This window comes from Trichocoleus desertorum ATA4-8-CV12, assembly GCA_019358975.1.
GTDB classification, from domain to species: domain Bacteria; phylum Cyanobacteriota; class Cyanobacteriia; order FACHB-46; family FACHB-46; genus Trichocoleus; species Trichocoleus desertorum_A.
Genome location: JAHHIL010000002.1, coordinates 91,102 through 111,917, shown reverse-complemented (window position 1 = coordinate 111,917; position 20,816 = coordinate 91,102). Strand labels below are relative to the sequence as shown.

The window sequence follows — 20,816 nt, the reverse complement described above, 5'->3', positions numbered from 1 at the left end:
TCATGTTGAATCAAGCATCTCTGCCACTGGTACTGACGAGTTTACTGGCCCTCTATTTAGCCTGGAACTTGGGAGCCAACGATGTAGCCAATGCGATGGGCACCTCGGTTGGTTCCAAAGCCGTCACCTTGCGGCAAGCACTGGTGATTGCAGGCATTTTGGAGTTTACGGGCGCGGTTTTATTTGGACATGAGGTAGCTGGGACGCTGGCGACTGGAGTCGTCAACCCAGAACTGTTTGCCACTAGGCCACAAGTACTAGTGGCGGGTATGGTTGCGGTTTTAATCAGTTGTGGTCTGTGGCTGCAAATTGCGACCAGCTTAAGTTTGCCTGTATCTTCCTCCCACGCGGTGGTTGGTGCTTTAGCAGGGTTTGGTTGGGTTGCTGTTGGATCACAAGCAGTCGATTGGCAAGCGGTTGGTTTAATTTCTCTGACCTGGGTAATTACGCCTCTGATTAGTGGAGCGATCGCAGCCTGCTTCTACAGTTTGGTCAAGCGTTGGATTTTGGATCAAGCCGATCCGATTCGATGTTTGGATGAATGGATTCCTTGGCTGAGTGTGGCGCTATTCAGCGTGTTTGGGGTGATTGTTTTGCCATCCCTGAGCCAACCAATTCAGCAGTTTTTAGTGTCTCGCCTCGGTATTACCTTGCCCCAGCACGATATTCCCTTGCTGATCGGAGCGATCGCCACAATGGGATTAACTTGGGTGAACTGGCAACAACTGGCAGGGCGAGGACAGCTAGAGGATGCTCCCAGGCAGGTAGAGCGACAAATTGGGCAATTTCAAGTACTCAGTGCTTGCTTTGTGGCGTTTGCTCATGGCTCTAATGATGTTGGGAATGCCGTTGCTCCCTTGGCTGCGATCGCCTACATTCAGCAAACAGGTTTCGTGCCAACCCAAAATTTCAGTGTTCCTCTATGGATTTTGGTGATTGGTGGGGTTGGCATTGTGGCGGGTTTGGCGGTTTTGGGCAAAAAGGTGATCGCGACGATTGGGGAAGGCATCACCGCGCTGCAACCGAGTGGAGGATTCTGTGCTGAGTTAGCCACCGCTGCCACCGTTCTGCTAGCTTCGCGCTTAGGTCTACCCGTTTCTACTTCTCATGCGCTGGTAGGTGGCGTGGTAGGCGTGGGATTGGTGAAAAGTTGGCGTTCAATCAAGTTTGCCACCCTCCGGGAGATCGGCTTGGCTTGGTTGGTAACGATTCCCGTTGCTGCTGCATTATCAGCTTTGATCTTTACCAGTATTCGATTTTTCTGGTTGTAAAGCGATCACCCTATGTGACTAAACAAAAGGGGCTAAACCAGACCAATTAAAACAATGGGTTGTGGTCGTAATCGAAACAACGGCCTTGATGCCAAGTGCGTCCAGTTTGTTCACAGCTGTCTGGGGTCGTTAGCCAAGGAATTCCAGCTGGGTGAAACGCCGAAGAAAGTAGAGACAACGGCGAGTAGAACAAGCCGTATCCAACACTGGCGCTAGCAGTCAAGAAGAGCGCTACCTGAAGGCCAAGGGCAAAAAGTTGAAGCAATGTGGGGCTGGAGCGATGTGTTTTTTGCGTTCTTCGTGGCTGAACTAAACAAGACTTCGAAGCGATCGCAGCTTCACCAACAGGTTTGCTACTAAAAGAATCAATAGGCTCTGTTTCTGGCATCTCAAAAGTAATTTTGGGGGCTAAGGATGACAGGTAGAACACCCCCTAAAATTCTTGCAAAAGTAGACAATATCAACCTTTGCCAAACTCTTGCTGCTTTCACTTGTTTGATTGCTGCAAAATTCATTAGTGAAATTAAGACAGTAACTTACAAGCGATCGCTAGCCAAGGAAAGATTCGTCAAAAGCTTTAATTAGCTTTACCCAAGCGTCTTCCAAGCTGGTGCCTTCAGTAGTCGGCGGACAATTGAGGAGAGCTTGCTTCCCTTGAATATGTACTCAAGTCTAAGAGAAGTGGTGCTAATACGTAAATAGTTTGTATGAAATATCGCCTGAGCTACGGTCGTCAATCCAGGTAGATGAAAGCCCTGCGGTTTTTGACTTTTGGGTAGTTGCAGCCAGTTTTGTAGTAATTACATCTATTATCTAAAGTATGTACTTCTTCGGTAAAGGGTAGGCATGGCTGCTTGCGATCGCTACAGAGAGGATGGCATGGTTGATTTCAACAGGGAAGCGTCCTAAAGCGCAGCAGTGCAAAAGCAAGCTAGCCCCTGAAAGCATCTACGTAAATTGAGTTTTACGATCGCCCTTACCTCCCAAACAGTGGTTGGAGATAGGGAAAGATTTGCTTTGGCTTCGGTAAAGCTGGACCGATCGGATCGAAAAGCTAACGTCAAACTAGCTCTAATATTACTGCTCACCTTCGTGCAGAAAGAAATCTATGACTACTGGAAGTGTGTTGAAAAAATTATCACTTGCTACTCTAGGAGCCTCTGTAATCGCTTTAGGCGCAGCAACATCGGCCCAAGCAAACAGTATAATCTTTGATGGCGGTGGCCCAAATCCACAAACTGGCCGTGAGATGACTGCGTGGGTGCAGACTGACGATTTTATCTTAAGTACCGCTCAATCTCTAACAGCTGTTCAGTTCTGGACTCTTGAACGCAGTTCTGGAAAGAATTGGGATGGAAATCTCTCGTACTTTCTCTTTAATGATAATGGCGGTTTACCTGCCAATACTCCCTTTGTTTCTGGCAATGGAGTCAATATAGTTAAGCAAGCAACTGGTAATACTAATAATCCCTTTGATGACTACGGGTTCAATCTTCAAGAGTACAAGTACTCGTTCAATCTTCAAAATTCAATTTCCTTATCAGCCAGTACAAAATATTGGCTAGGTTTGCACCTTTCCTTTGATTTTGATCGAGATGAGATTCATTGGGAGAGTACAAGCGCTGGATTTGGTTCAACTGGCAAAGAATCTTTCCAGGGAACCTTCGATAACTGGGAAGACAACGGGATCAATCATGCCTTTAACCTAAATGGTACTAGCGAAAAAGTTCCTGAACCATCCTCTATATTAGGTTTTCTAGCTTTAGGTACTTTGGGTGCAGGTTCACTGAAGCGCAAACAGCAACAGAAGGTTGTCGTCAAAGCATAGGCGAATAAAATCAGAATCTATTTTTAAAGTTTAGCTACTGCCGTTTCTGCCATCAAAAGATACGGCAGTTTTTAACTTGAGTTTCAAAAGGCGATCGCTCTAGCTGGTTAAAGTACATCGGGGGAAGCTGAGCTATCTCTCTACTTGCTCACCTAACCACTGTAGATATGATGGGGAACCTGCCACGATAGGCAAGGCAATAATTTCTGGCACGTCGTAGGAATGTACTTCCTGGACTTTAGCAGCCAAAGCTGCAAATTTCGTTAAGTCTGTTTTGATTAAAAGCTGCCATTCTTGGTCTTTGTGAACCTGCCCCTGCCAGGTATAAACCGAATGAATCGGGGTGAAACTGACACAAGCTGCTAGCTTCGAGGTAATCAAAGCTTCTGCGATCGCCTCGGCTTCTGCTTGGGAGGAGGCTGTCACGAAAACAACGCCATAGCGCTGGGTAGTTTCTGGCTCCATCTTCAACTTCCATCCAACTAGACTGCTGATTTAACTGATTTGACTTCAGGCAGACGTAGCACGCTGCGTTTCTACTTTAGACTGAGCGGACATCAATGAACTGAGCGTTACTTCAGGCGCTTTCCGGTCATGATCAGAAAAATATTGCTGTGGTGGATTTGGGCAGGGTTTGTCTTATACACCATCCGCTTGGCACCGCTCGATCAACCCGATACCTGGGCGATCGCCCGCAAGTTGCTCACCCTCCAGTGGGCAGACTTGAATACTTATCTTGTGGTGATCTTCTGTCTGATGGGAGTATGGCCGATGATCTATGCCTGCTTGATGTTTGCGGATGGGCGGATGCAATCGATTCCCGCATGGCCCTACTTCCTGGGTTCTAACGGGACAGGTGTGCTGTGTTTGTTGCCCTACTTAGGATTACGACAACCGAACCAATCTTTTGCTGGGCCTAAAGACAACTGGCTGCAAACGTTAGATTCCCGTTCTATGGGGATTGGCTTAACTGTGTGCGCGATCGCTTTGATTGCTTACGCCTTGATAGTGGGGGATTGGACAGACTTCGTGCAGCAGTGGCAAACAAGGTCTTTTGTGCATTTAATCAGCATCGACTTTTGCCTGATGTGCCTGATCTTTCCCATATCGACCTTGTTGAACGATGACATGGCCCGTCGGGGTCTGCATAACCCACAACTTTTTTGGCTAGCCGCTCTACTCCCTTTGTTTGGGCCTCTGATCTACCTCTGCCTGCGACCTCCCCTGCCAGAAGTAGCTCCAACCACATCGCCTCCTACACCAACAACCCCAGGCATTGTTTAGGACTCAGCTCACCGCTGATTCTTGACCTCCAATCCACAAGCGCACAATGGATAAGCTCAGAATAATTAGAAACAGCACTAGCCCAATTGTGCAGGCGTAACTCATCTCTAGGTTTTGAAAAGCTTGCTCGTAGAGGTAGTACACAATCGTCTTAGAACTATTGCGCGGGCCACCTTGGGTCATGATGTAAATTTCCTCAAAGACTTTGGTGGCAGAAATAGAGGAGATCACCGCCACGAGAAACAAATAGGGCTGCATCAAGGGAACGGTGATGTCCCAATGCTTCTTAATGCCATCGGAGCCATCGATCGCTGCGGCTTCATATAAATCTGCCGGAATCGATTGTAGTCCTGCCAAATAAATCACCATGTAGTAGCCCAAACCCTTCCAAATGGTGACTGCCATGACACTGAACAGGGCAAACCGAGGGCTGGTCAACCAAGGAATCCCTTCCGTCATCCCCAATGCCTTAAGAAATTGATTCAGGAGGCCGTTATCGGCGTAGAGCCAGCGCCAAGCAATCCCAGCCACCACCATTGAGATCACGACAGGTGTGTAGAATGCCACCCGAAACCAACGAATACCGCGCAGCTTTTGGTTAACTAAGATTGCTAAGCCCAGGGGTGCGATGACTAAAATCGGCACGACACAAACCAGATAAAGCACCGTGTTGCGTAGAGTTTGCCAAAATACAGGATCAGTCCATAGGCGCTGGAGATTGCTGAATCCTGCCCATTGCGGCGGTTGGGTCAGGTCATATTCAAAGCGGGTAAAACTAAGATAAAACGCCTGTAGAGCAGGCCAAAAAACGGTCAGGCTCAGAACAATCAGCGCTGGCAACAGGAATAAGTAGGGAGTTAGCTGTTGTCTAAAAGCACCGTCTTTAGAAATTAATTTCTGCATTGTGGCCAAAGGATGCGGCGAAGAAAACGGGAGGGAAGCGGAAATAGTTATCCGACCATTATCAGTTCTGCCTGTCCCCTCCGATCAAGGTTGAGTCCGAAAACTGTTGGCTAGGCTGGTGCGAATTCTTTGTAGCTCAGCTTGGTTCACATCTCGGCTGCTCAGCAAGAGCAAAACGCGATCGCCCAAATCGGAGCAGATCATAAACACGGAGATATTCAACTTGGAATTGACATCGCCGTAAGTCACAGTGCCGTCAGATGCCACTCGGACTAAGCGCTGAGCTAGCAGAAATTGTCGGGCTTTACTCAAACAAGCACTCTGATTAGTCGTTCCTGACGGCAACCACTCCGACCAAGCTCCCCCTAGCCCACCCGCAGTTCCAGGTGCAGCTAGGAAAAGATTCATACTACTTGTGATCAAAGCGGCGATCGCCCAACTGATTCGCATCTTTAAAGTCGGAGTACGTAAGCCTAAACTATTAATTTTGAGCGGTAGTTGAACCCAGCGAGCCAGTAAATTACGGCCTGAATCAAGTGAAGCCATAACTTTAACTCTCATTCCTCCTCACCCACTAAAGTCCAAACGTAGCCATCAGGAGCTGTGAAGGAAAAGCTGGGTTCGCCGAATTCGTTGGAGAGGATGGGGGTGAGTTGCTCTGCTGAGCTAGCCTGAATCCGATCGCGGAACGCTTCTATTCCTTGGACCCGGTAAGTGTAGAGGGACATGCCTAAGCTTCCGGGCTGGGTATCGGTGTGGCGATCGCGGAGTGGGATGGATTCGGGGAAGCGGATGATGTAGAGTCTACCAGAGCGGGCAGCTTGGAGATCTGTTGGGGATGAGCGGGGTTCATCAAAGGCAGTGACGAGGAAGCGCTCTCCAGGTTCTAGGTCAAAGATCTGGCGTCCGGCAGGTGAGCTTTCGTAGCTGGTTTCTACGTCGTCACGGACTCGCACTAAGCCCAGTACGTCTTCGTAAAATTTGAGGCTGGCTTTGCTGTCGTCTTGAATCACCAAGCCCATGTGGGTGAATTGGCTAGTTTGGAAGAGGGCATGTTCGTGAATGGTGCCGTAGTGGGGCAGGCTGTAGCCGAATCGCTGAAACAAGACTTGGCGAACTAGAGGTTGCAGCAGCAGCATTTCGCGCACACCGATCGCCTCTCCTGTAAAAGGCTGACTTTTGCGATCTTTGTTGTAGATGACTTCCCAATGCGGTTGGATGTAACGGATGGGCCATCCCGCAATAGCAGCTTCCTCGGCATGGTTCCACAAAGTAAGGGCATCGGCAGTCATGGTGGTGGCCCAGCGATTACCTTTCACCTTCATCGAATCTAAACCCAAGCCTTCGTTGGTGGGATACTCCCAGACCATAAGACGAATCAAGCCATGATCGGCGTTTTGGTGGTACAACCGCAGCGATCGCACCGCTGAATTCACGCCGTACAATTGCTGAGCGGTTTCTGACGTTAACTCGCCAATTTGCCCAATCCGATAGCCAAATTGCTCCCAGTACTGAATCGATGCCAGTGGGTCCACCACACCGATACAAACTTCGTAGATGCCTGCAACAATTTTGGGTTGGCTGGAAATCATCGGAAATGCCACCAACGAAATTGAAATGTATAGGCAGCATATTCTAATCTAGCCTGCTAGATTGGCAATGCCCGTTATCTCATCCACGCCACAAGTGGCTTTATGGTAAAAAAACTGTTTTCGCTTGGTCTATTAGTCTTTATCCCTATTTCCATTGCGGCAGAACAACTGCACTGGGGATCACTGGCCGTCTTTATCACCTCAGCGATCGCGATCGTTCCCTTGGCAATTTGGTTGAGTACAGCCACCGAAGAAGTCGCTGTGATCACTGGCCCCTCCATTGGCGGGTTGTTAAACGCGGTTTTTGGCAATGCCACCGAGTTAATCATTGCCTTGGTTGCACTCCGAGCAGGGCTGATTGATATTGTGAAAGCCAGCATCACTGGCACCATCATCAGCAACTTACTTTTAGTGATGGGCCTGTCAATGTTTTTAGGCGGCTTACGCTACAAAGAGCAAGACTTTCAGCCGATTGTGGCGCGGGTGAATGGCTCCTCCATGACCTTAGCGGTGACCGCACTCGTCTTGCCTGCGGTTGTGCTTTACACCTCCGATGGGGTGGAACCAGCCGCGATGACTCACCTCTCTGTTACCGTTGCCGCCGTTCTGGTGATTGTTTACGGCTTAACCTTACTGTTTTCCCTCAAAACCCATAGCTATCTTTACGAAGTGGGTTTAGTCGATTTAGAAGAGCAATCGTCCCAAACAAGCCACGCTGAATCTACTGAGCATAAACCCAACTTACCTCTCTGGATCGGGGTTCTAGTCATCGCCACCCTAGGAGTCGCCTTCGAGTCAGAAATGTTTGTTGGCGTTGTCGAGGAAGCCACCGCAGGCTTAGGACTCACCCCCCTGTTTACTGGCGTCATTTTGCTGCCACTCGTCGGTGGTGCGGCTGAATACGTCACCGCCGTCCGTGTCGCCATCAAAAACAACATGGACCTCTCCGTCTCCGTAGCAATGGGGTCCAGCCTCCTAGTCGCACTCCTAGTCGCCCCCATCTTAGTCCTAGTCGGACAAATCATCGGTCAACCGATGGACCTCAGCTTCAACCCCTTCGAAATCGTCGCCGTCGCGATCGCCGTCGTCGTCGCCAACCTAATCAGCCTAGACGGGCGATCCAACTGGCTAGAAGGCGCATTATTGCTCGCAACCTATACCGTCTTGGGGGCAGCCTTTTACTTCCATCCAGCTTAGAGGAAGGATGAAGGAGGAGGGATGAAGGATGAAAGATGAAGGAGGAGGGATGAAGGATGAAAGAAGAAGGTGAGGGGTGAGGAGAGAGGAGTGAAGAGTCAGGAGTCAGAAGCCAGGAGTTAGGAGTCAGAAATGAAGAAGTAGTAACAATCAAAGCCTCGAAACACTCACACCCAGCTTCGTTTGGAGGGGGTCTGGGGGACGCAACCGTCCCTCAGCGGGGGTTTGGGGGCGAGTGCCCCCAAGGCTCGGATTTAGCAGAGTTAAGCACAAGACAACCTTTTAACCTGCCAACCCCAAAAGCCTAGCTTGTCAACTTCGCGATCGCCCGCTCCACCGCCTGCAAAGCCAAATCCACCTCCGCCTCACTCACAATCAACGGTGGCACCCACCGCAACACCTTCGGCCCTGCCGGAACCAACAACAACCCCTCCGCCATCGCCGCCTTCACAATATCCCCAGCAGTTAAGCTAACCTCTGACCGCAACACCAAACCATTAATCAACCCCCAACCCCGTACCTCAGCGAGCAAGGTCGGATAACGCTGAGCGATCGCCTCCAACCCAGCCCGTAACTGCTCCCCTCTCGCTTGAGTATTCGCCAGCAAATTCTCTTGCTCTAGGGTATGGCAGACACTCAAAGCCACGCCACAAACAAAGGGATTGCCACCAAAAGTGCTGGCATGATCGCCCGCCTCAAACACATCACAGAACGATTTGCTCAGCAGCGCCCCAATTGGGATGCCACCACCCAAACCTTTGGCAGACGTAAAAACATCAGGTTCAATCCCCAAGTTCTCATAGCCCCAGAGCTTGCCAGAGCGTCCCATCCCTACTTGCACTTCATCCAGAATTAGCAAAATGCCCTTCTGGTCACAAATTTCGCGAATTCGCTGGAAGTAAGCCACATCACCCGGATTCACGCCGCCTTCTCCTTGCAACGGCTCCAGCAGAATTGCTGCCACGCGCCGTTCCTGGCTGTCTAACTCCGCGATCGCCGCTTCTAGCGCTGCCAAGTCGTTATAGGGCACATAGTGAAACCCTGGCACCAAGGGGTTAAAGTTCTTCTGATACTTGGGCTGACCTGTGGCTGTGATCGCCGCCAAAGTGCGCCCGTGGAAACTGGCATGGGCCGTGATGATCACCGGATCACTAATATGCAAAACCGTATGGGCATACTTGCGGGCTAGCTTGATCGCCCCTTCATTGGCTTCCGCCCCGGAGTTACAGAAAAAGGCGCGATCGGCACAAGAATGCTCTACTAACCACTTGGCCAACTCACCTTGCTGCGGAATGTAGTAGAGATTAGAAACATGATGTAGAGTTTGGATTTGCTGCGTTACGGCTGCTACCAAAGCAGGGTGAGCATGGCCCAGCGTGCAAGTGGCAATTCCCGCTACAAAGTCTAGGTACTCTCGGCCTTCTGTGTCCCAAACGCGGCAACCTAATCCTCGCTCTAGTGCCAAGGGAAAACGACCGTAGGTGGTCATGACATATTCATCAAACTCAGCCGCACTAAAAGCAGTCGCTGAGGGCTCTACAGGAAGATGGGGAACTAGCGTTTCTGGGCTCACAGACTTAATCCTTGTACGAGTACTAAACTGCGAAGAACTAATCAAACTCCTAGATTAATCGAATTTTGCAAAAACCTGTGCAGCTTCTAGGCAGAGTTTATTCAAGGTTTGATAACGACTTAAACTTTGGACTGAGCGTAAGGCAACTTCAGGTTGCCCAATCAATCTCGTCGTCTGCATCTACCCATGTCCCAAACCATGCACTTGAGCCAACTGACTGGATTCTTTGAAAACGTACCGTTATTGCTGATTAGTTCCAATCAAGGGCCAGTTGCAGCCTTAGTACCCACGCTGATCATTCTTTTGCTGGTCGCTACAGTCGTTGCTTTGTTGTCGCGGCGGTTCCGGATTCCTTATGTGACTGGGTTGGTGTTGGCAGGACTAGCGATCGCTGAATTCTTACCAAGCCGCATCGGCCTAGATTCCTCTCTGATTCTGAATTTGTTTCTGCCCATTTTGTTGTTTGAAGCGGCAATCAACACAGACATCAGTCGTCTCCGCAGCATGCTGAAGCCAATTGTGTTGTTAGCTGGGCCTGGAGTGGCGATCGCGTCGGGGGTGACCGCCATTATCCTCAAATTTGGTTTGGCCTTAGCTTGGATTCCAGCACTTTTGCTCGGCGTGATTCTGGCAATCACCGATACGGTTTCGGTTATTGCTGTGTTTAAGGAGGTCCCAGTTCCAGGGAGACTGTCCACCATCGTAGAGGGCGAGAGCCTATTTAATGACGGGGTGGCCCTGGTTTTATTCAGCTTGATTTTGCAGGTTTACGAAACAGGGTCGCTCACGGTGGGCGAGAGTATCCAAGAACTGATCGTAGTGATGATCGGTGGCTCTTTAGTCGGAGCTGCTTTAGGGTACTTAAGCACAGGGCTATTTGTGCGCTCGGATGACCCACTCAGCAGCATTTTGCTCACCGTAGCAGTGGCGCTGGGGGCCTTTCAGCTTTCCCAACTGATTGCTGTCTCTGGGGTGGTAGCGGTAGTTGTGGCGGGGTTAATTCTCGGCAACTTAGGCTTGTCGCGAGGGGTGTCTGCTTCTAGCCGCATCACGCTGTTGAGTTTCTGGGACTACGCGGGGTTCGGAGTTAATACGTTTATCTTTTTGCTGATTGGCTTAGAAATTGATTTGCCAACGCTGTGGCGCACGCTGCCTGCGGTGTTACTGGGAGTTTTGGCCTACCAAGTGGGGCGATCGCTCTGTGTGTATCCCTTATTAGCCATTGTGGGCAAGTTCGATCGCGCTGTACCGTTGCGGTGGCAGCATGTCCTGTTTCTCGGCAACATCAAAGGGTCGCTGTCAATGGCCTTAGCACTCAGTTTGCCTACTAGCTTGCCAGGGCGAGGAGAATTAATTGTGCTGGTGTTTGGCGCGGTATTGCTGTCACTGGTGGCCCAGGGTCTCAGTTTGCCCTGGATTGTACGGCGGCTGCAACTGTCTCCAATCTCCCATGCAGGCCAGCAGGTAGAGGAGTTACAGGCGCAGCTCATTGCCGCCAAAGCCGCTCAAGATGAATTAGATGGGTTGTTGAAAACGGGAGTACTACCTCGCTCAATTTTTGAAGAAATGCGCTCTGCTTATCAGGTGCAGGTAGTTTCGGCGGAGAAAAGCTTACGCGACTTGTTTAACCGTCGCACTGATCCAGCGGTCGTAGGGCATGGCTCGGCAGAAACGTTTGGCGATCGCATCAAGCTTGATGCCATTCGTAGACGCTTACTCTTAGTAGAGAAAGGAGCCCTCAACGATGCGTTGCGGAAACGGGTTCTGTCTCCGGAGATCGTGCGATCGCGCTTGCGTAGCATTGATGAGCAGCTATTAGGATTGGAAGACGATTAGGTACAACCCTGCACAAAATCAATCACCTCATGCAAGGCTCCTGGCTTAGTGGCAATCAAAATGGTCGAACCAGGTTCTAGGACTGTGCTGCCATTGGGGATAGTCAGAGGCATTTGAGGGTGGGGCTGATAGCCAATAATCAGAGATCCAGTCGGAAAGCGTTGATCTTGCGCCACTTCCGCCACACTCCGTCCCACCACATGGCATTGACCCGGAATCGCCAGCTTCAATACTTCGATTTGGCCTTGCTCAAAGTGCATGATCGATTCCACTTCCGGATACTCGATCGCATTCACCATCGTCGAGACCGCTAGTTCGATCGCATTAATCACATGAGTCGCACCTGCAATCCGGTAAGGCTCGCCAAAATCTCGATGTCGCATCCGCACCATGATCTGCGGCACCCCGTAGTGCTTACCCAAAGTTGCCATGGCTAAATTCAGAGCATCATCTCGTAAAACCGCAGTTAGAGCATCGGCTTTGCGAATCCCCGCTTCTAGTAAAACTTCTGTGCTGACAGCGCTGCCCTCGAAAGCCATGACTCCCACTTGCTCGCGTGCGTAGCGACAAGCAACCGGGTCAATATCAATCACGGCTACCGTATGTCCTAAATCGACTAATCTCTGGGCTAAGTTGAGTCCAATCAGCCCTGCTCCACCAATTAGTACGTACATTGATTTCCCTGGTTGACGGCCCTTTTGCTTTACTGTACAAACTTTGGACAACTCGCGACTGTACGACGAGTCACTCAGCCTTGAGGGATGATCCCATAACGCTTCTGCGCTACGCCCTGCGATCGCGGGTATGCTGCAAACATAGACCCTTCAGCGCTGTTGTGTGAATCCCAACAACTTCTTTAACTCTCAAACCACCATTGAGCAAAGATATCGGCGCATCCAAGCTGAGCTGATTGGCGGCGCGATCGCTCTGGCTGGAGTGTTTCTGATTGGTACGGTTTGGTATCACTGGATTGAGGGGTGGCGCTGGCCCGATGCCGCCTATATGACCGTGATTACTCTCTCCACGGTCGGCTTTATGGAAGTCCATGAGTTGGGCGATCGCGGACGGTTATTCACCATCATCTTGATCTTTATGGGAGTGATGGCGATCGGCTATATCGTCAATCGGTTCATAGAAGCATTAATTCAAGGGTACTTTCAAGCAGGACTGCAGTTACAGCAGCGACGACGCATCATGGAATCACTCTCGCAACACTATATTCTTTGTGGATTTGGGCGTACAGGCCGTCAGATTGCCCAAGAGTTTCAGGCGGAAGAAATTTCCTTCATTACCATCGACTCTGACCTGAGCCAAGTTCACGAGGCTCAACAGCTAGGCTATATTGCCATTCAAGGAGATGCCACGCTCGATGAGGTGCTAATTGGTGTGGGGATTGAGCAAGCGGTTTGCCTCGTTGCCGCTTTGCCGTCCGATGCTGAGAATCTCTATACAGTGCTTTCGGCTAAAACTCTGAATCCGCAAGTTCGGGCGATCGCCAGAGCCAGTACCGAAGAAGCGATGAAAAAGCTGCAACGCGGTGGCGCAGATGCTGTCGTGTCTCCCTACATCACCGGGGGGAAACGTATGGCAGCCGCAGCCCTCAGACCCCAAGTGATGGATTTTGTCGATGGCATTTTGACCGGGACAGACCGAGCATTCTACATGGAGGAGTGCCTGCTGGAGCCAGGAACCTGCCCTTATGTAGGCCAAACCTTACGGGAAGCTCGTCTGCGTGGGCAAACGGGAGCCTTAGTGTTAGCGATTCGCCGTGCCGATGGAAGCTTAATTGCAGGTCCCACTGCCGACACCACTTTGATGAGCGGGGATGTGCTCATTTCTATAGGAACTGCTGAGCAACTGCGCGAACTCAATCAAGTCCTGGGGCCGATTCGCCATCGCGTGCCTCGTCTACCCAAGCACACTTAAAGCTCAGTTCTACTAGTCAGCTCTACGGGGGCGTGAGTTGATGGCCACATTGAGCGCAAAAGCGATCGCCCAGGCTCACTGCTTTGCCACACTGGGAGCAAAAGCGCTGGGTTGCTTCGGTGCCTGGAGTTGGGGGAGGGGTGCCAATTTGCATTTGCATATTGCCCATTCGCATCTGCATGGGTTCTAGCTGCATCTGCATATCTCCCATCTGCATAGGTGGCAGTGGAGCCAGGGGTGGCAGTGAAGACATTGGCTGCATCGGAGAGATAGGCGGCATCGGAGAGATAGGCGGCATAGGCGGCAGGGATGACGCAGCAGCAACATTATCATGGCTTGCAATCACGGGTTGCAGCGGCAAAATTTCTGCCCCCATCAAGGTCGGCGGCGCAGGTAGCAAATTGATACTTCCTGCCGCAATTTGCAAAAAGAACTGACCTTCAGCGGCCTCAATCCGCAGAATCCATCCGCTTGGCGTGCGAAATAGCGTGGGCGGTACTGCCCAATGTCCGGTCGTGAGACTAGTCCACTGGCTCTGCTGTTGCCCTCCACTCAAGCTGCTTAGAGCGATCGCAGTCTGGGTGCCTACGTTTTCGACCTGGAGCTGCTCGGTACTGCTGAGATTGCCAACATAAGCCATAGAAACTTTAAGCAGGGCGATCGCGTTCACTAGCAGGTTAACGTGCAAGTCAAGGCGTTTTTCGTAGCGGTTGCTACAGTATTGAACTCCCTCAGCCTCTATCAAGGATCAAATACTCCAACAAGTTGGGTGGTTTGCTGTGCGATTTGATCACTACGATCCAGAGGGCTTTTATGACGAGTTGTTCACTGCCAAAAGCCAGCCCCGCCCGGAAGCCACCCTCTTAATCGAACGGTTCAATTCTTTCTCAGCTAGTGAAATTAAACGTCGTCAGCAATCGGCCCAAATTGCCTTAATGAAACTAGGTGTAACATTCAATGTCTATAGCGACGGGCAAGGCACAGAACGCATCATGCCTTTTGATATCATTCCCCGCATTGTCTCCGCGCAAGAATGGAAAGAACTAGAGCAAGGCTTAAAGCAACGTATCTACGCGCTGAACTTGTTTCTGCATGACATCTACAATGAGCAAAAAATTCTGCGGGATAGCGTGATTCCAGCAGAACTGATTTACTCAGCTACAGGGTTTCTCAAGCCTTGCCTCGGCCTGAATCCACCGGGAGGCATTTGGTGTCACATTACTGGAACTGATTTGGTGCGCGATCGCGATGGGCGCTGGTATGTGCTAGAAGACAATCTCCGCTGTCCCTCTGGTGTCTCCTATGTGCTAGAAAATCGGCGTGTCATGAAGAGTACTTTCCCCCAACTCTTCAACACGATGCCGATTCAACCCGTAGAAGACTACCCCAGTCACCTCCTAGAAACGTTGCTAAATTTAGCGCCAGAGTATCTTAGTGACCCCACCGTCGTGGTGCTGAGTCCCGGTATCTACAACTCCGCCTACTTTGAGCATTCTTTCCTGGCCCAACAAATGGGCGTGCAACTGGTGGAAGGGCGGGATCTAGTAGTTGCCGATGGCTATTTGCAAATGCGAACGACCAAAGGTTTGCAGCGAGTCGATGTGATCTACCGTCGCATTGATGATGATTTTATTGATCCCCAAGCTTTCCGCTCAGACTCGCTGCTAGGGGTTCCAGGGCTGATGGAGGTCTACCGCGCCGGACGAGTGGGTTTGGCTAATGCCCTAGGGACAGGCGTAGCTGATGATAAAGTCATTTACGCTTATGTGCCGCAGATTATTCGCTACTACTTAGGCGAAGAACCGATTCTGGCCAATGTGCCAACTTACCTTTGCTGGGAACCGCAACAGCAAAGCCATGTTTTAGCGAATCTAGACAAGCTGGTGGTCAAAGCTGCCAACGAGTCCGGCGGGTATGGGATGTTGATCGGTTCTCAAGCCTCTCCAGCAGAGCGTGAAGCTTTTGCCGAAAAAATCAAGGCCAATCCCCGCAACTACATCGCCCAACCGACGCTCTGTCTCTCTCGTGTGCCCACCTTAATGGAAGAGCAAATTGAAGGCTGTCACGTCGATCTACGCCCCTACATTCTCTACGGCAAAAACATCTACGTTAGTCCTGGCGGCTTAACCAGGGTAGCGCTGAGAAAAGGCTCTCTCGTCGTCAACTCCTCTCAGGGCGGCGGCAGCAAAGATACTTGGGTGGTCTGCAAGTAAGGAGGTAGAAATTATGCTCAGTCGAGTCGCGGATTCAATTTATTGGCTGAATCGGTATGTAGAGCGGGCCGAGAATGTGGCTCGTTTCATTGAAGTAAATCTGAATTTATTGCTAGACTCTCCCGCCGGAGTCACCCAGCAGTGGGAGCCCCTGATCCTGACTACAGGCGACTTACCTTTGTTTCAGCAGCGCTATGGCGAAGCGACCGCAGACAATGTGATGCGGTTTCTCACCTTCGATCGCCAGTATCCGAATTCGATCCTCTCTTGTCTGTCCGCAGCCCGCGAGAATGCTCGTTCGGTGCGAGAGGTGATTTCCTCGGAGATGTGGCAGCAGCTCAATGCCTTCTACTTTATGGTGAAAGAGGCGGCTGAGGCAGAGGCGACACCTGAATGGCAGGACTTCTTTGCTGAGGTAAAAATGTCTAGCCATTTGTTCGCGGGGATTATGGATGCCACAATGACCCACAGCGAAGGTTGGCACTTTGGGCAAATTGGCCGCTTGCTAGAAAGAGCGGACAAAACAGCGCGCATTCTAGATGTGAAATACTTTATCCTGCTCCCCTCGGCTAAAGATGTGGGCACCACTTTGGATCAGTTGCAGTGGATGGCGCTCCTGAGGTCAGCCAGTGCTTACGAAATGTATCGCAAACGGCAGCGGCACCGAATTAACCCAACTGCAGTGGCAGAGTTCCTGGTTCTCGATCGCGAATTTCCCCGCTCGATTCAGTTTTGCATTCTACAAGCGGAGCGATCGCTGCATCTGATCACAGGCACCCCAACCGGAACTTGGAGTAACCCAGCGGAGCGGGCAGTAGGACGGTTGCGCTCCGAGTTGGGCTACCTGACGATTGACGACATTATTGAAGCAGGGTTACATGAGTTTTTAGATAAAATTCAGCGCCAACTGAATGACATTGGCGAAAAAGTCTTTTCTACCTTTGTCGCCGTCAATCCGGTATAAAGCCTGGATCACGCGATCGCTCCATTCTCCCCCTCTCCTCCTAACTCCCCTTGCATTACCAAATCGCCCACACCACTACCTACAGCTACAGTCAGCCTGTGACCTTGGCTCCCCACTTGGTCAGGCTGCGGCCTCGCTGTGATGCCAGCCAATCATTGCAATCGTTCTCGTTAGTGATTGACCCTAAACCGTTGGGTATCTCCCAGATCACAGACTTAGACGGCAATGCAGTAGTTAAGCTGTGGTTTCAGCAAGAGTTAACCGATCGCTTGCAAGTTCAGGTGTTGTCACAAGTCGAAACGCTCCGGAGCAACCCCTTCGACTATTTGATGGAGGCGTGGGCGTTGAAGTTGCCGATTGATTATCCTGCCTCCCTACATACCCAGCTCAAACCCTACTTAAGCGGGCAAACGCTACACTATTCCACTGCTCTTGATCCCGTCGCTGTGAAGTTAGCGCAGGAGATTCATCAAGCTACTGGGGGAGACGCGATCGCTTTTCTTTCAGAACTGAGTCAGCGCATCCACCAAACCTGTAAACATACAATTCGCGAATTTGGCGAACCTCTAGCGCCGGGGATCACCTGGGCACAACGCTTAGGCTCCTGTCGCGATTTGACCGTGTTGTTTATGGAAGCTTGTCGGGCGATGGGATTGGCGGCACGGTTTGTCAGTGGTTATGAGGCAGGCGATCGCCAAGCCACGGAGCGACATCTCCATGCTTGGGCAGAAGTGTATTTACCTGGAGCAGGCTGGCGCGGTTATGATCCCACCCAGGGCTTAGCAGTGGCCGATCATCACATTGCGTTGGTGGCGAGTGCGGCTCCAGGTTACGCTGCACCCATTTCCGGGACGTTGAATCGAGCGGGCGCAGTCCAATCTAGCCTGAAATATCACTTATCCATTCAAGCTCTCACGGACTCTGGATTTTCCCAATTCGCGACGAATACTTAACCGCTTTTTAGTCGATTGGGATATCTTCATTGGAGTCTTGTAGGGTGTGCTCCCAATCAATATCGGGCATGCACTCAAAGGCTTGACGCAAGCAGGCTTCCCAATGTCTACGAATTTGAGCCAAATAAGGCGCGCCAATCCGGAGCCGCAGTTCATGCTTGATCCTAAAGGTGTTGGTTTCGTACATGATCAAGCTAATTGGTGGCCCTACCGAAATATTCGACTTCATGGTGGAGTCAATCGACAGTAAGGCACATTTAGCGGCTGATTCTAGGGGCGTATCAAAGTTTAGCGTCCGGTCGAGAATCGGTTTGCCATACTTAGTTTCGCCAATTTGTAGAAATGGGGTGTCTTTAGTGGCGTGGATACAGTTGCCCTGACTGTAAATCATGTACAGCTCTGGTTCTTGCCCTTTGATCTGACCGCCAAGAATCACGGTACAACTGGCATCAATTCCATCTTGCTGCAACCAAGAGCGATCTTGTTCTTGAATCTGGCGCAGCTTTTCCCCAATGTAACGAGAAATCTCATAGAAGTTAGGTAAGTTATGCAGATTCACTTCCGCTTCAGACTGGAGGTCTTGCCGCAGGAGGGTTAAGGCTCCTTGAGTCACCGACAGATTGCCTGAGGTGCAGAGCAGCAGAATCCGCTCTCCGGGCTGAGACAAGTCAAACAGTTTTTGATACGTGGAGATGTAGTCAACTCCAGCATTGGTGCGCGAGTCCGCAGCCATGACCAAACCAAATTTAGTCAGGATTCCCAGACAGTAAGTCATGGTGGGTTGGGGGATGAAGAATTTTTCTAGATTGTAGAGCCAGAGCCGTTCTGGTGGAAAACATCTTCAAACCCAGTGGAGAGCTAGTCTAGCTTCAAAGCACTGGCAGGCACTTCATCCCAAGAACTAACCGTTCGCAGCGTAGCCACCCAACCTGCTTTTTTTTGGGTTTCGGTGAGGTTGCTTTCAAACGATTCATGGCAATCCTTAGCGTGATCCTCGCTGCAAGAGGCGATGCAAGAATAGAGAATGCCAGAGGGATCGATTTGTTCGTTTACCCAAATTGTCATAGCGTTGTGTCTCCAAGCTTTGGGTTTACTATTCTACCTAAAAGCAATTTCTACAGGACAGCTCGGCTCAGAGCAAGCAAAATCGTATCCTTGTTTACAATTCCCAAGAATCCGTCACAGCAGGTGCCAAGACTTATCGCGCCTAGCTGGGCAGAGGTGTAACAGGCGCGATCGCCGCTAAATTCGCTAATGACTGACGTGTAACTCGACAAGTGCGCCAATCGGGTAAAACATCCGCCCCCATCCGTTCATAAAACGCGATCGCCGGAGCATTCCAATCTAAAACGCTCCATTCCAGACGACCACAATTACGAGCGACTGCCAACTGAGCCAGGTATGTTAGGAACGCTTTGCCGATCCCCTGACCTCGGTACTCTGGCAGCACAAACAAGTCTTCCAGGTAAATTCCTGGCTGAGTCAGAAAGGTGGAATAGTTGTGAAAAAACAGCGCAAACCCCACGCCTTGACCTGCTACTTCCGCCATAATTGCTTCGGCATAAGGGCGATCGCCAAACAGATGCGACTCTAGCGCCTCTGGGCTACCCACCACCTCATGCGATAACTTTTCGTACTCAGCCAGAGCTTGAATCAATGCGAAAATCGTGGGGATGTCAGCAGCGATCGCAGGACGCACCACACAGGGAAAAGCAAACACGGCCATAAGCACAAGAAACAGGGTAGAAAACTCAAGAGCAATTTAGCCAGAACTAAAAAGCCCTCGCTCTAGCCTACAATCTTGTTCCCCTTCCCTGGTAGGGAAGGGGCTAGGGGTTAGGTTTTATTTCAACCAGCCTTTCAGCCGAGCCGCTACTTGAGGACGGCGCAGTTTTCGCATGGCTTTACTTTGAATTTGTCGCACCCGTTCCCGCGAGAGATTAAACAAGCCACCGACTTCTTCCAGGGTACAAGGCTCTCCGGTCGCCAAGCCGTAGCGCAAAGAGATAATATCCTTCTCTCGCTGGGTCAGCACATCAGCCAACACTTCCCAAATATCTTGGCTCATCATCACTTCACTGATTTGAGCTTCTGGTGATTGGGTGTTGCCATCTTCCAGCAGATCCATCAGCTCTGTGTCTTCCCCTTTACCCACGCGGTGGTTGAGGGAGAGCGATCGCCGACGCACCTGTTGCAGTTCGCGTAACTGTCGAGGCGAAACTTCTAGAGCTTCTGCTACTTCTTCCTCGTTAGGGTTACGACCTAGTTCTCGCTTTAGATCGCGGTGGACTTTTTTCAGCTTATTCAGCTTCTCCACCACATGCACTGGCAGCCGAATCGTCCGAGCATCATTGGCGATCGTCCGAGTAATCCCCTGCCGAATCCACCAGTAAGCGTAGGTAGAAAACTTGTAGCCTTTGTCGGGATCAAACTTCTCAGTGGCGCGGTTGAGACCCAAAGCACCTTCTTGAATCAAATCCAGGAAAGGCACGCCCCGGTTCAAATATCGTTTGGCGATCGAAACCACTAAACGCAAGTTCGAGCGGATCATCTTGCGTTTGGCAACTCGGCTTTGGTAAAGACGGTGTTCTAGTTGCCGCTCAGTCAATTCAAGGGCTGCTGCCAAGTCAGCTTTGGTCGGCTGACGACCCAATTCAGTTTTCAATCGCTCATGCAGTTCATCAATTTCGACTAGATACTGCACTCGACGCGCCAACTCAATTTCTTCGTTCGGCTTGAGTAGGGGGTAGCGCGCCATCTCCTTGAAGAAGGCACCGACCGCATCATCCGAGACGGTTTTGTTATAACCCGAAAGTCTAGTAGCGATTTGGACTGTGGCGTCTGGGTCTTCTAGCTCTAAGAGGTTAGTGTCTCCCAAGTCCAGCGCATCAGGGGTTGCTAGTTCGGCAGCATTGGGCTCTACTTCGCCTCCCGCTAGGTGAGACTCCTCAAAAGTTGTAACACTTACGAAGTCAGGTTCTGTTCCGATTTGTAAGGTATTGCTAGGGTCAAACTCAGAAAAGCGCATATCAAAATCTAACTGGGTGTCTGTGTTAGAGAGGCTATTGGGTGGATACATATAACGAGGTGGCACTTGGCTTAGCAGTATTCTTTTGGGGGCTAAGATTTAAGCTTTTTAGGCGGCTAAAGCGCTTCATTCACTCAGGCTGAATCCAAGGACAACCATATAAGTGATATCTGATTCCTGTTTTGAAATAGGTTACGTAAATCACCAGAGGGTTAAGTTGCTCCAGCGGAAATATTAGATACTTTGAG

Annotated in this window: 21 protein-coding genes; 9 read left to right on the top strand and 12 right to left on the bottom strand. The window is 50.6% G+C overall.

What is annotated here, in order from left to right; genetic code table 11:
- Positions 1–2: 2 nt before the first annotated feature.
- Positions 3–1,271, top strand: coding sequence for an inorganic phosphate transporter (locus KME12_03075; protein ID MBW4486755.1), 1,269 nt, complete (start codon positions 3–5; stop codon positions 1,269–1,271).
- A 46-nt stretch (positions 1,272–1,317) separates the two neighbouring features.
- On the opposite strand, the gene KME12_03070 is transcribed toward KME12_03075, so the two are convergent.
- Positions 1,318–1,659 (bottom strand): hypothetical protein, encoded by a 342-nt coding sequence (locus tag KME12_03070; protein MBW4486754.1) that lies wholly within the window; start codon positions 1,657–1,659, stop codon positions 1,318–1,320.
- 720 nt (positions 1,660–2,379) lie between these two features.
- Between KME12_03070 and KME12_03065 the strand changes: the two genes are divergently transcribed.
- The gene (locus KME12_03065; protein MBW4486753.1) at positions 2,380–3,099 is read left to right on the top strand and encodes a PEP-CTERM sorting domain-containing protein; all 720 of its coding nucleotides are present in this window, start codon (positions 2,380–2,382) and stop codon (positions 3,097–3,099) included.
- Positions 3,100–3,231: 132 nt separating this feature from the next.
- Here KME12_03065 and KME12_03060 read toward each other — a convergent pair whose 3' ends face one another.
- Positions 3,232–3,564, bottom strand: coding sequence for a divalent-cation tolerance protein CutA (locus KME12_03060; GenBank protein ID MBW4486752.1), 333 nt, complete (start codon positions 3,562–3,564; stop codon positions 3,232–3,234).
- A gap of 129 nt (positions 3,565–3,693) precedes the next feature.
- On the opposite strand from KME12_03060, the gene KME12_03055 reads away from it, so the two are divergent.
- A complete protein-coding gene (locus tag KME12_03055; protein MBW4486751.1) occupies positions 3,694–4,383 on the top strand; it encodes a DUF2834 domain-containing protein in 690 nt (229 codons plus the stop codon).
- Positions 4,384–4,386: 3 nt separating this feature from the next.
- Here KME12_03055 and KME12_03050 read toward each other — a convergent pair whose 3' ends face one another.
- The 3 genes from KME12_03050 to KME12_03040 all read right to left on the bottom strand — a co-directional run bounded on the left by KME12_03050 (position 4,387) and on the right by KME12_03040 (position 6,878).
- Positions 4,387–5,286 carry a sugar ABC transporter permease gene (locus KME12_03050; protein MBW4486750.1) on the bottom strand — a complete coding sequence of 300 codons (900 nt, stop codon included), beginning with the start codon at positions 5,284–5,286 and terminating at the stop codon, positions 4,387–4,389.
- Between the two features lie 84 nt (positions 5,287–5,370).
- A complete protein-coding gene (locus tag KME12_03045; protein ID MBW4486749.1) occupies positions 5,371–5,832 on the bottom strand; it encodes a hypothetical protein in 462 nt (153 codons plus the stop codon).
- A gap of 11 nt (positions 5,833–5,843) precedes the next feature.
- Positions 5,844–6,878, bottom strand: a complete 1,035-nt coding sequence (locus KME12_03040) for a VOC family protein (protein MBW4486748.1) — start codon at positions 6,876–6,878, stop codon at positions 5,844–5,846.
- Between the two features lie 102 nt (positions 6,879–6,980).
- Between KME12_03040 and cax the strand changes: the two genes are divergently transcribed.
- Positions 6,981–8,075, top strand: a complete 1,095-nt coding sequence (cax, locus tag KME12_03035) for a calcium/proton exchanger (protein MBW4486747.1) — start codon at positions 6,981–6,983, stop codon at positions 8,073–8,075.
- Positions 8,076–8,379: 304 nt separating this feature from the next.
- Here the strand turns inward: cax and KME12_03030 are convergent, their stop codons facing one another.
- On the bottom strand, positions 8,380–9,564 hold the full coding sequence (locus KME12_03030) for an aspartate aminotransferase family protein (protein MBW4486746.1): 1,185 nt from the start codon (positions 9,562–9,564) through the stop codon (positions 8,380–8,382).
- A 270-nt stretch (positions 9,565–9,834) separates the two neighbouring features.
- On the opposite strand from KME12_03030, the gene KME12_03025 reads away from it, so the two are divergent.
- A complete protein-coding gene (locus KME12_03025; protein ID MBW4486745.1) occupies positions 9,835–11,484 on the top strand; it encodes a sodium:proton antiporter in 1,650 nt (549 codons plus the stop codon).
- Here the strand turns inward: KME12_03025 and KME12_03020 are convergent.
- Complete coding sequence (locus KME12_03020) at positions 11,481–12,158, bottom strand: TrkA family potassium uptake protein (protein MBW4486744.1); 678 nt, start codon at positions 12,156–12,158, stop codon at positions 11,481–11,483. The two genes, KME12_03025 and KME12_03020, sit on opposite strands and share 4 nt — an antisense overlap.
- A 163-nt stretch (positions 12,159–12,321) precedes the next feature.
- Between KME12_03020 and KME12_03015 the strand changes: the two genes are divergently transcribed.
- A complete protein-coding gene (locus tag KME12_03015) occupies positions 12,322–13,410 on the top strand; it encodes a potassium channel protein (GenBank protein ID MBW4486743.1) in 1,089 nt (362 codons plus the stop codon).
- Between the two features lie 22 nt (positions 13,411–13,432).
- On the opposite strand, the gene KME12_03010 is transcribed toward KME12_03015, so the two are convergent.
- The gene (locus KME12_03010) at positions 13,433–14,155 is read right to left on the bottom strand and encodes a zinc-ribbon domain-containing protein (protein ID MBW4486742.1); all 723 of its coding nucleotides are present in this window, start codon (positions 14,153–14,155) and stop codon (positions 13,433–13,435) included.
- A 34-nt stretch (positions 14,156–14,189) separates the two neighbouring features.
- On the opposite strand from KME12_03010, the gene KME12_03005 reads away from it, so the two are divergent.
- From KME12_03005 to KME12_02995, 3 genes are read left to right on the top strand one after another with little or no spacing between them, the layout of a single operon-like run.
- Entirely contained in the window at positions 14,190–15,623 is a 1,434-nt protein-coding gene (locus KME12_03005) for a circularly permuted type 2 ATP-grasp protein (GenBank protein MBW4486741.1), read from the top strand.
- Positions 15,624–15,636: 13 nt separating this feature from the next.
- On the top strand, positions 15,637–16,587 hold the full coding sequence (locus KME12_03000; protein MBW4486740.1) for an alpha-E domain-containing protein: 951 nt from the start codon (positions 15,637–15,639) through the stop codon (positions 16,585–16,587).
- 50 nt (positions 16,588–16,637) lie between these two features.
- Positions 16,638–17,540, top strand: a complete 903-nt coding sequence (locus tag KME12_02995; protein ID MBW4486739.1) for a transglutaminase family protein — start codon at positions 16,638–16,640, stop codon at positions 17,538–17,540.
- A 7-nt stretch (positions 17,541–17,547) separates the two neighbouring features.
- Here KME12_02995 and KME12_02990 read toward each other — a convergent pair whose 3' ends face one another.
- The 4 genes from KME12_02990 to KME12_02975 form a co-directional block, all read right to left on the bottom strand.
- On the bottom strand, positions 17,548–18,315 hold the full coding sequence (locus KME12_02990; protein ID MBW4486738.1) for a proteasome-type protease: 768 nt from the start codon (positions 18,313–18,315) through the stop codon (positions 17,548–17,550).
- A gap of 83 nt (positions 18,316–18,398) precedes the next feature.
- On the bottom strand, positions 18,399–18,605 hold the full coding sequence (locus KME12_02985) for a glycogen debranching protein (GenBank protein ID MBW4486737.1): 207 nt from the start codon (positions 18,603–18,605) through the stop codon (positions 18,399–18,401).
- Positions 18,606–18,747: 142 nt separating this feature from the next.
- Positions 18,748–19,266, bottom strand: coding sequence for a GNAT family N-acetyltransferase (locus KME12_02980; protein MBW4486736.1), 519 nt, complete (start codon positions 19,264–19,266; stop codon positions 18,748–18,750).
- A 117-nt stretch (positions 19,267–19,383) separates the two neighbouring features.
- The gene (locus KME12_02975; GenBank protein ID MBW4486735.1) at positions 19,384–20,568 is read right to left on the bottom strand and encodes an RNA polymerase sigma factor, RpoD/SigA family; all 1,185 of its coding nucleotides are present in this window, start codon (positions 20,566–20,568) and stop codon (positions 19,384–19,386) included.
- Positions 20,569–20,816: the final 248 nt, after the last annotated feature.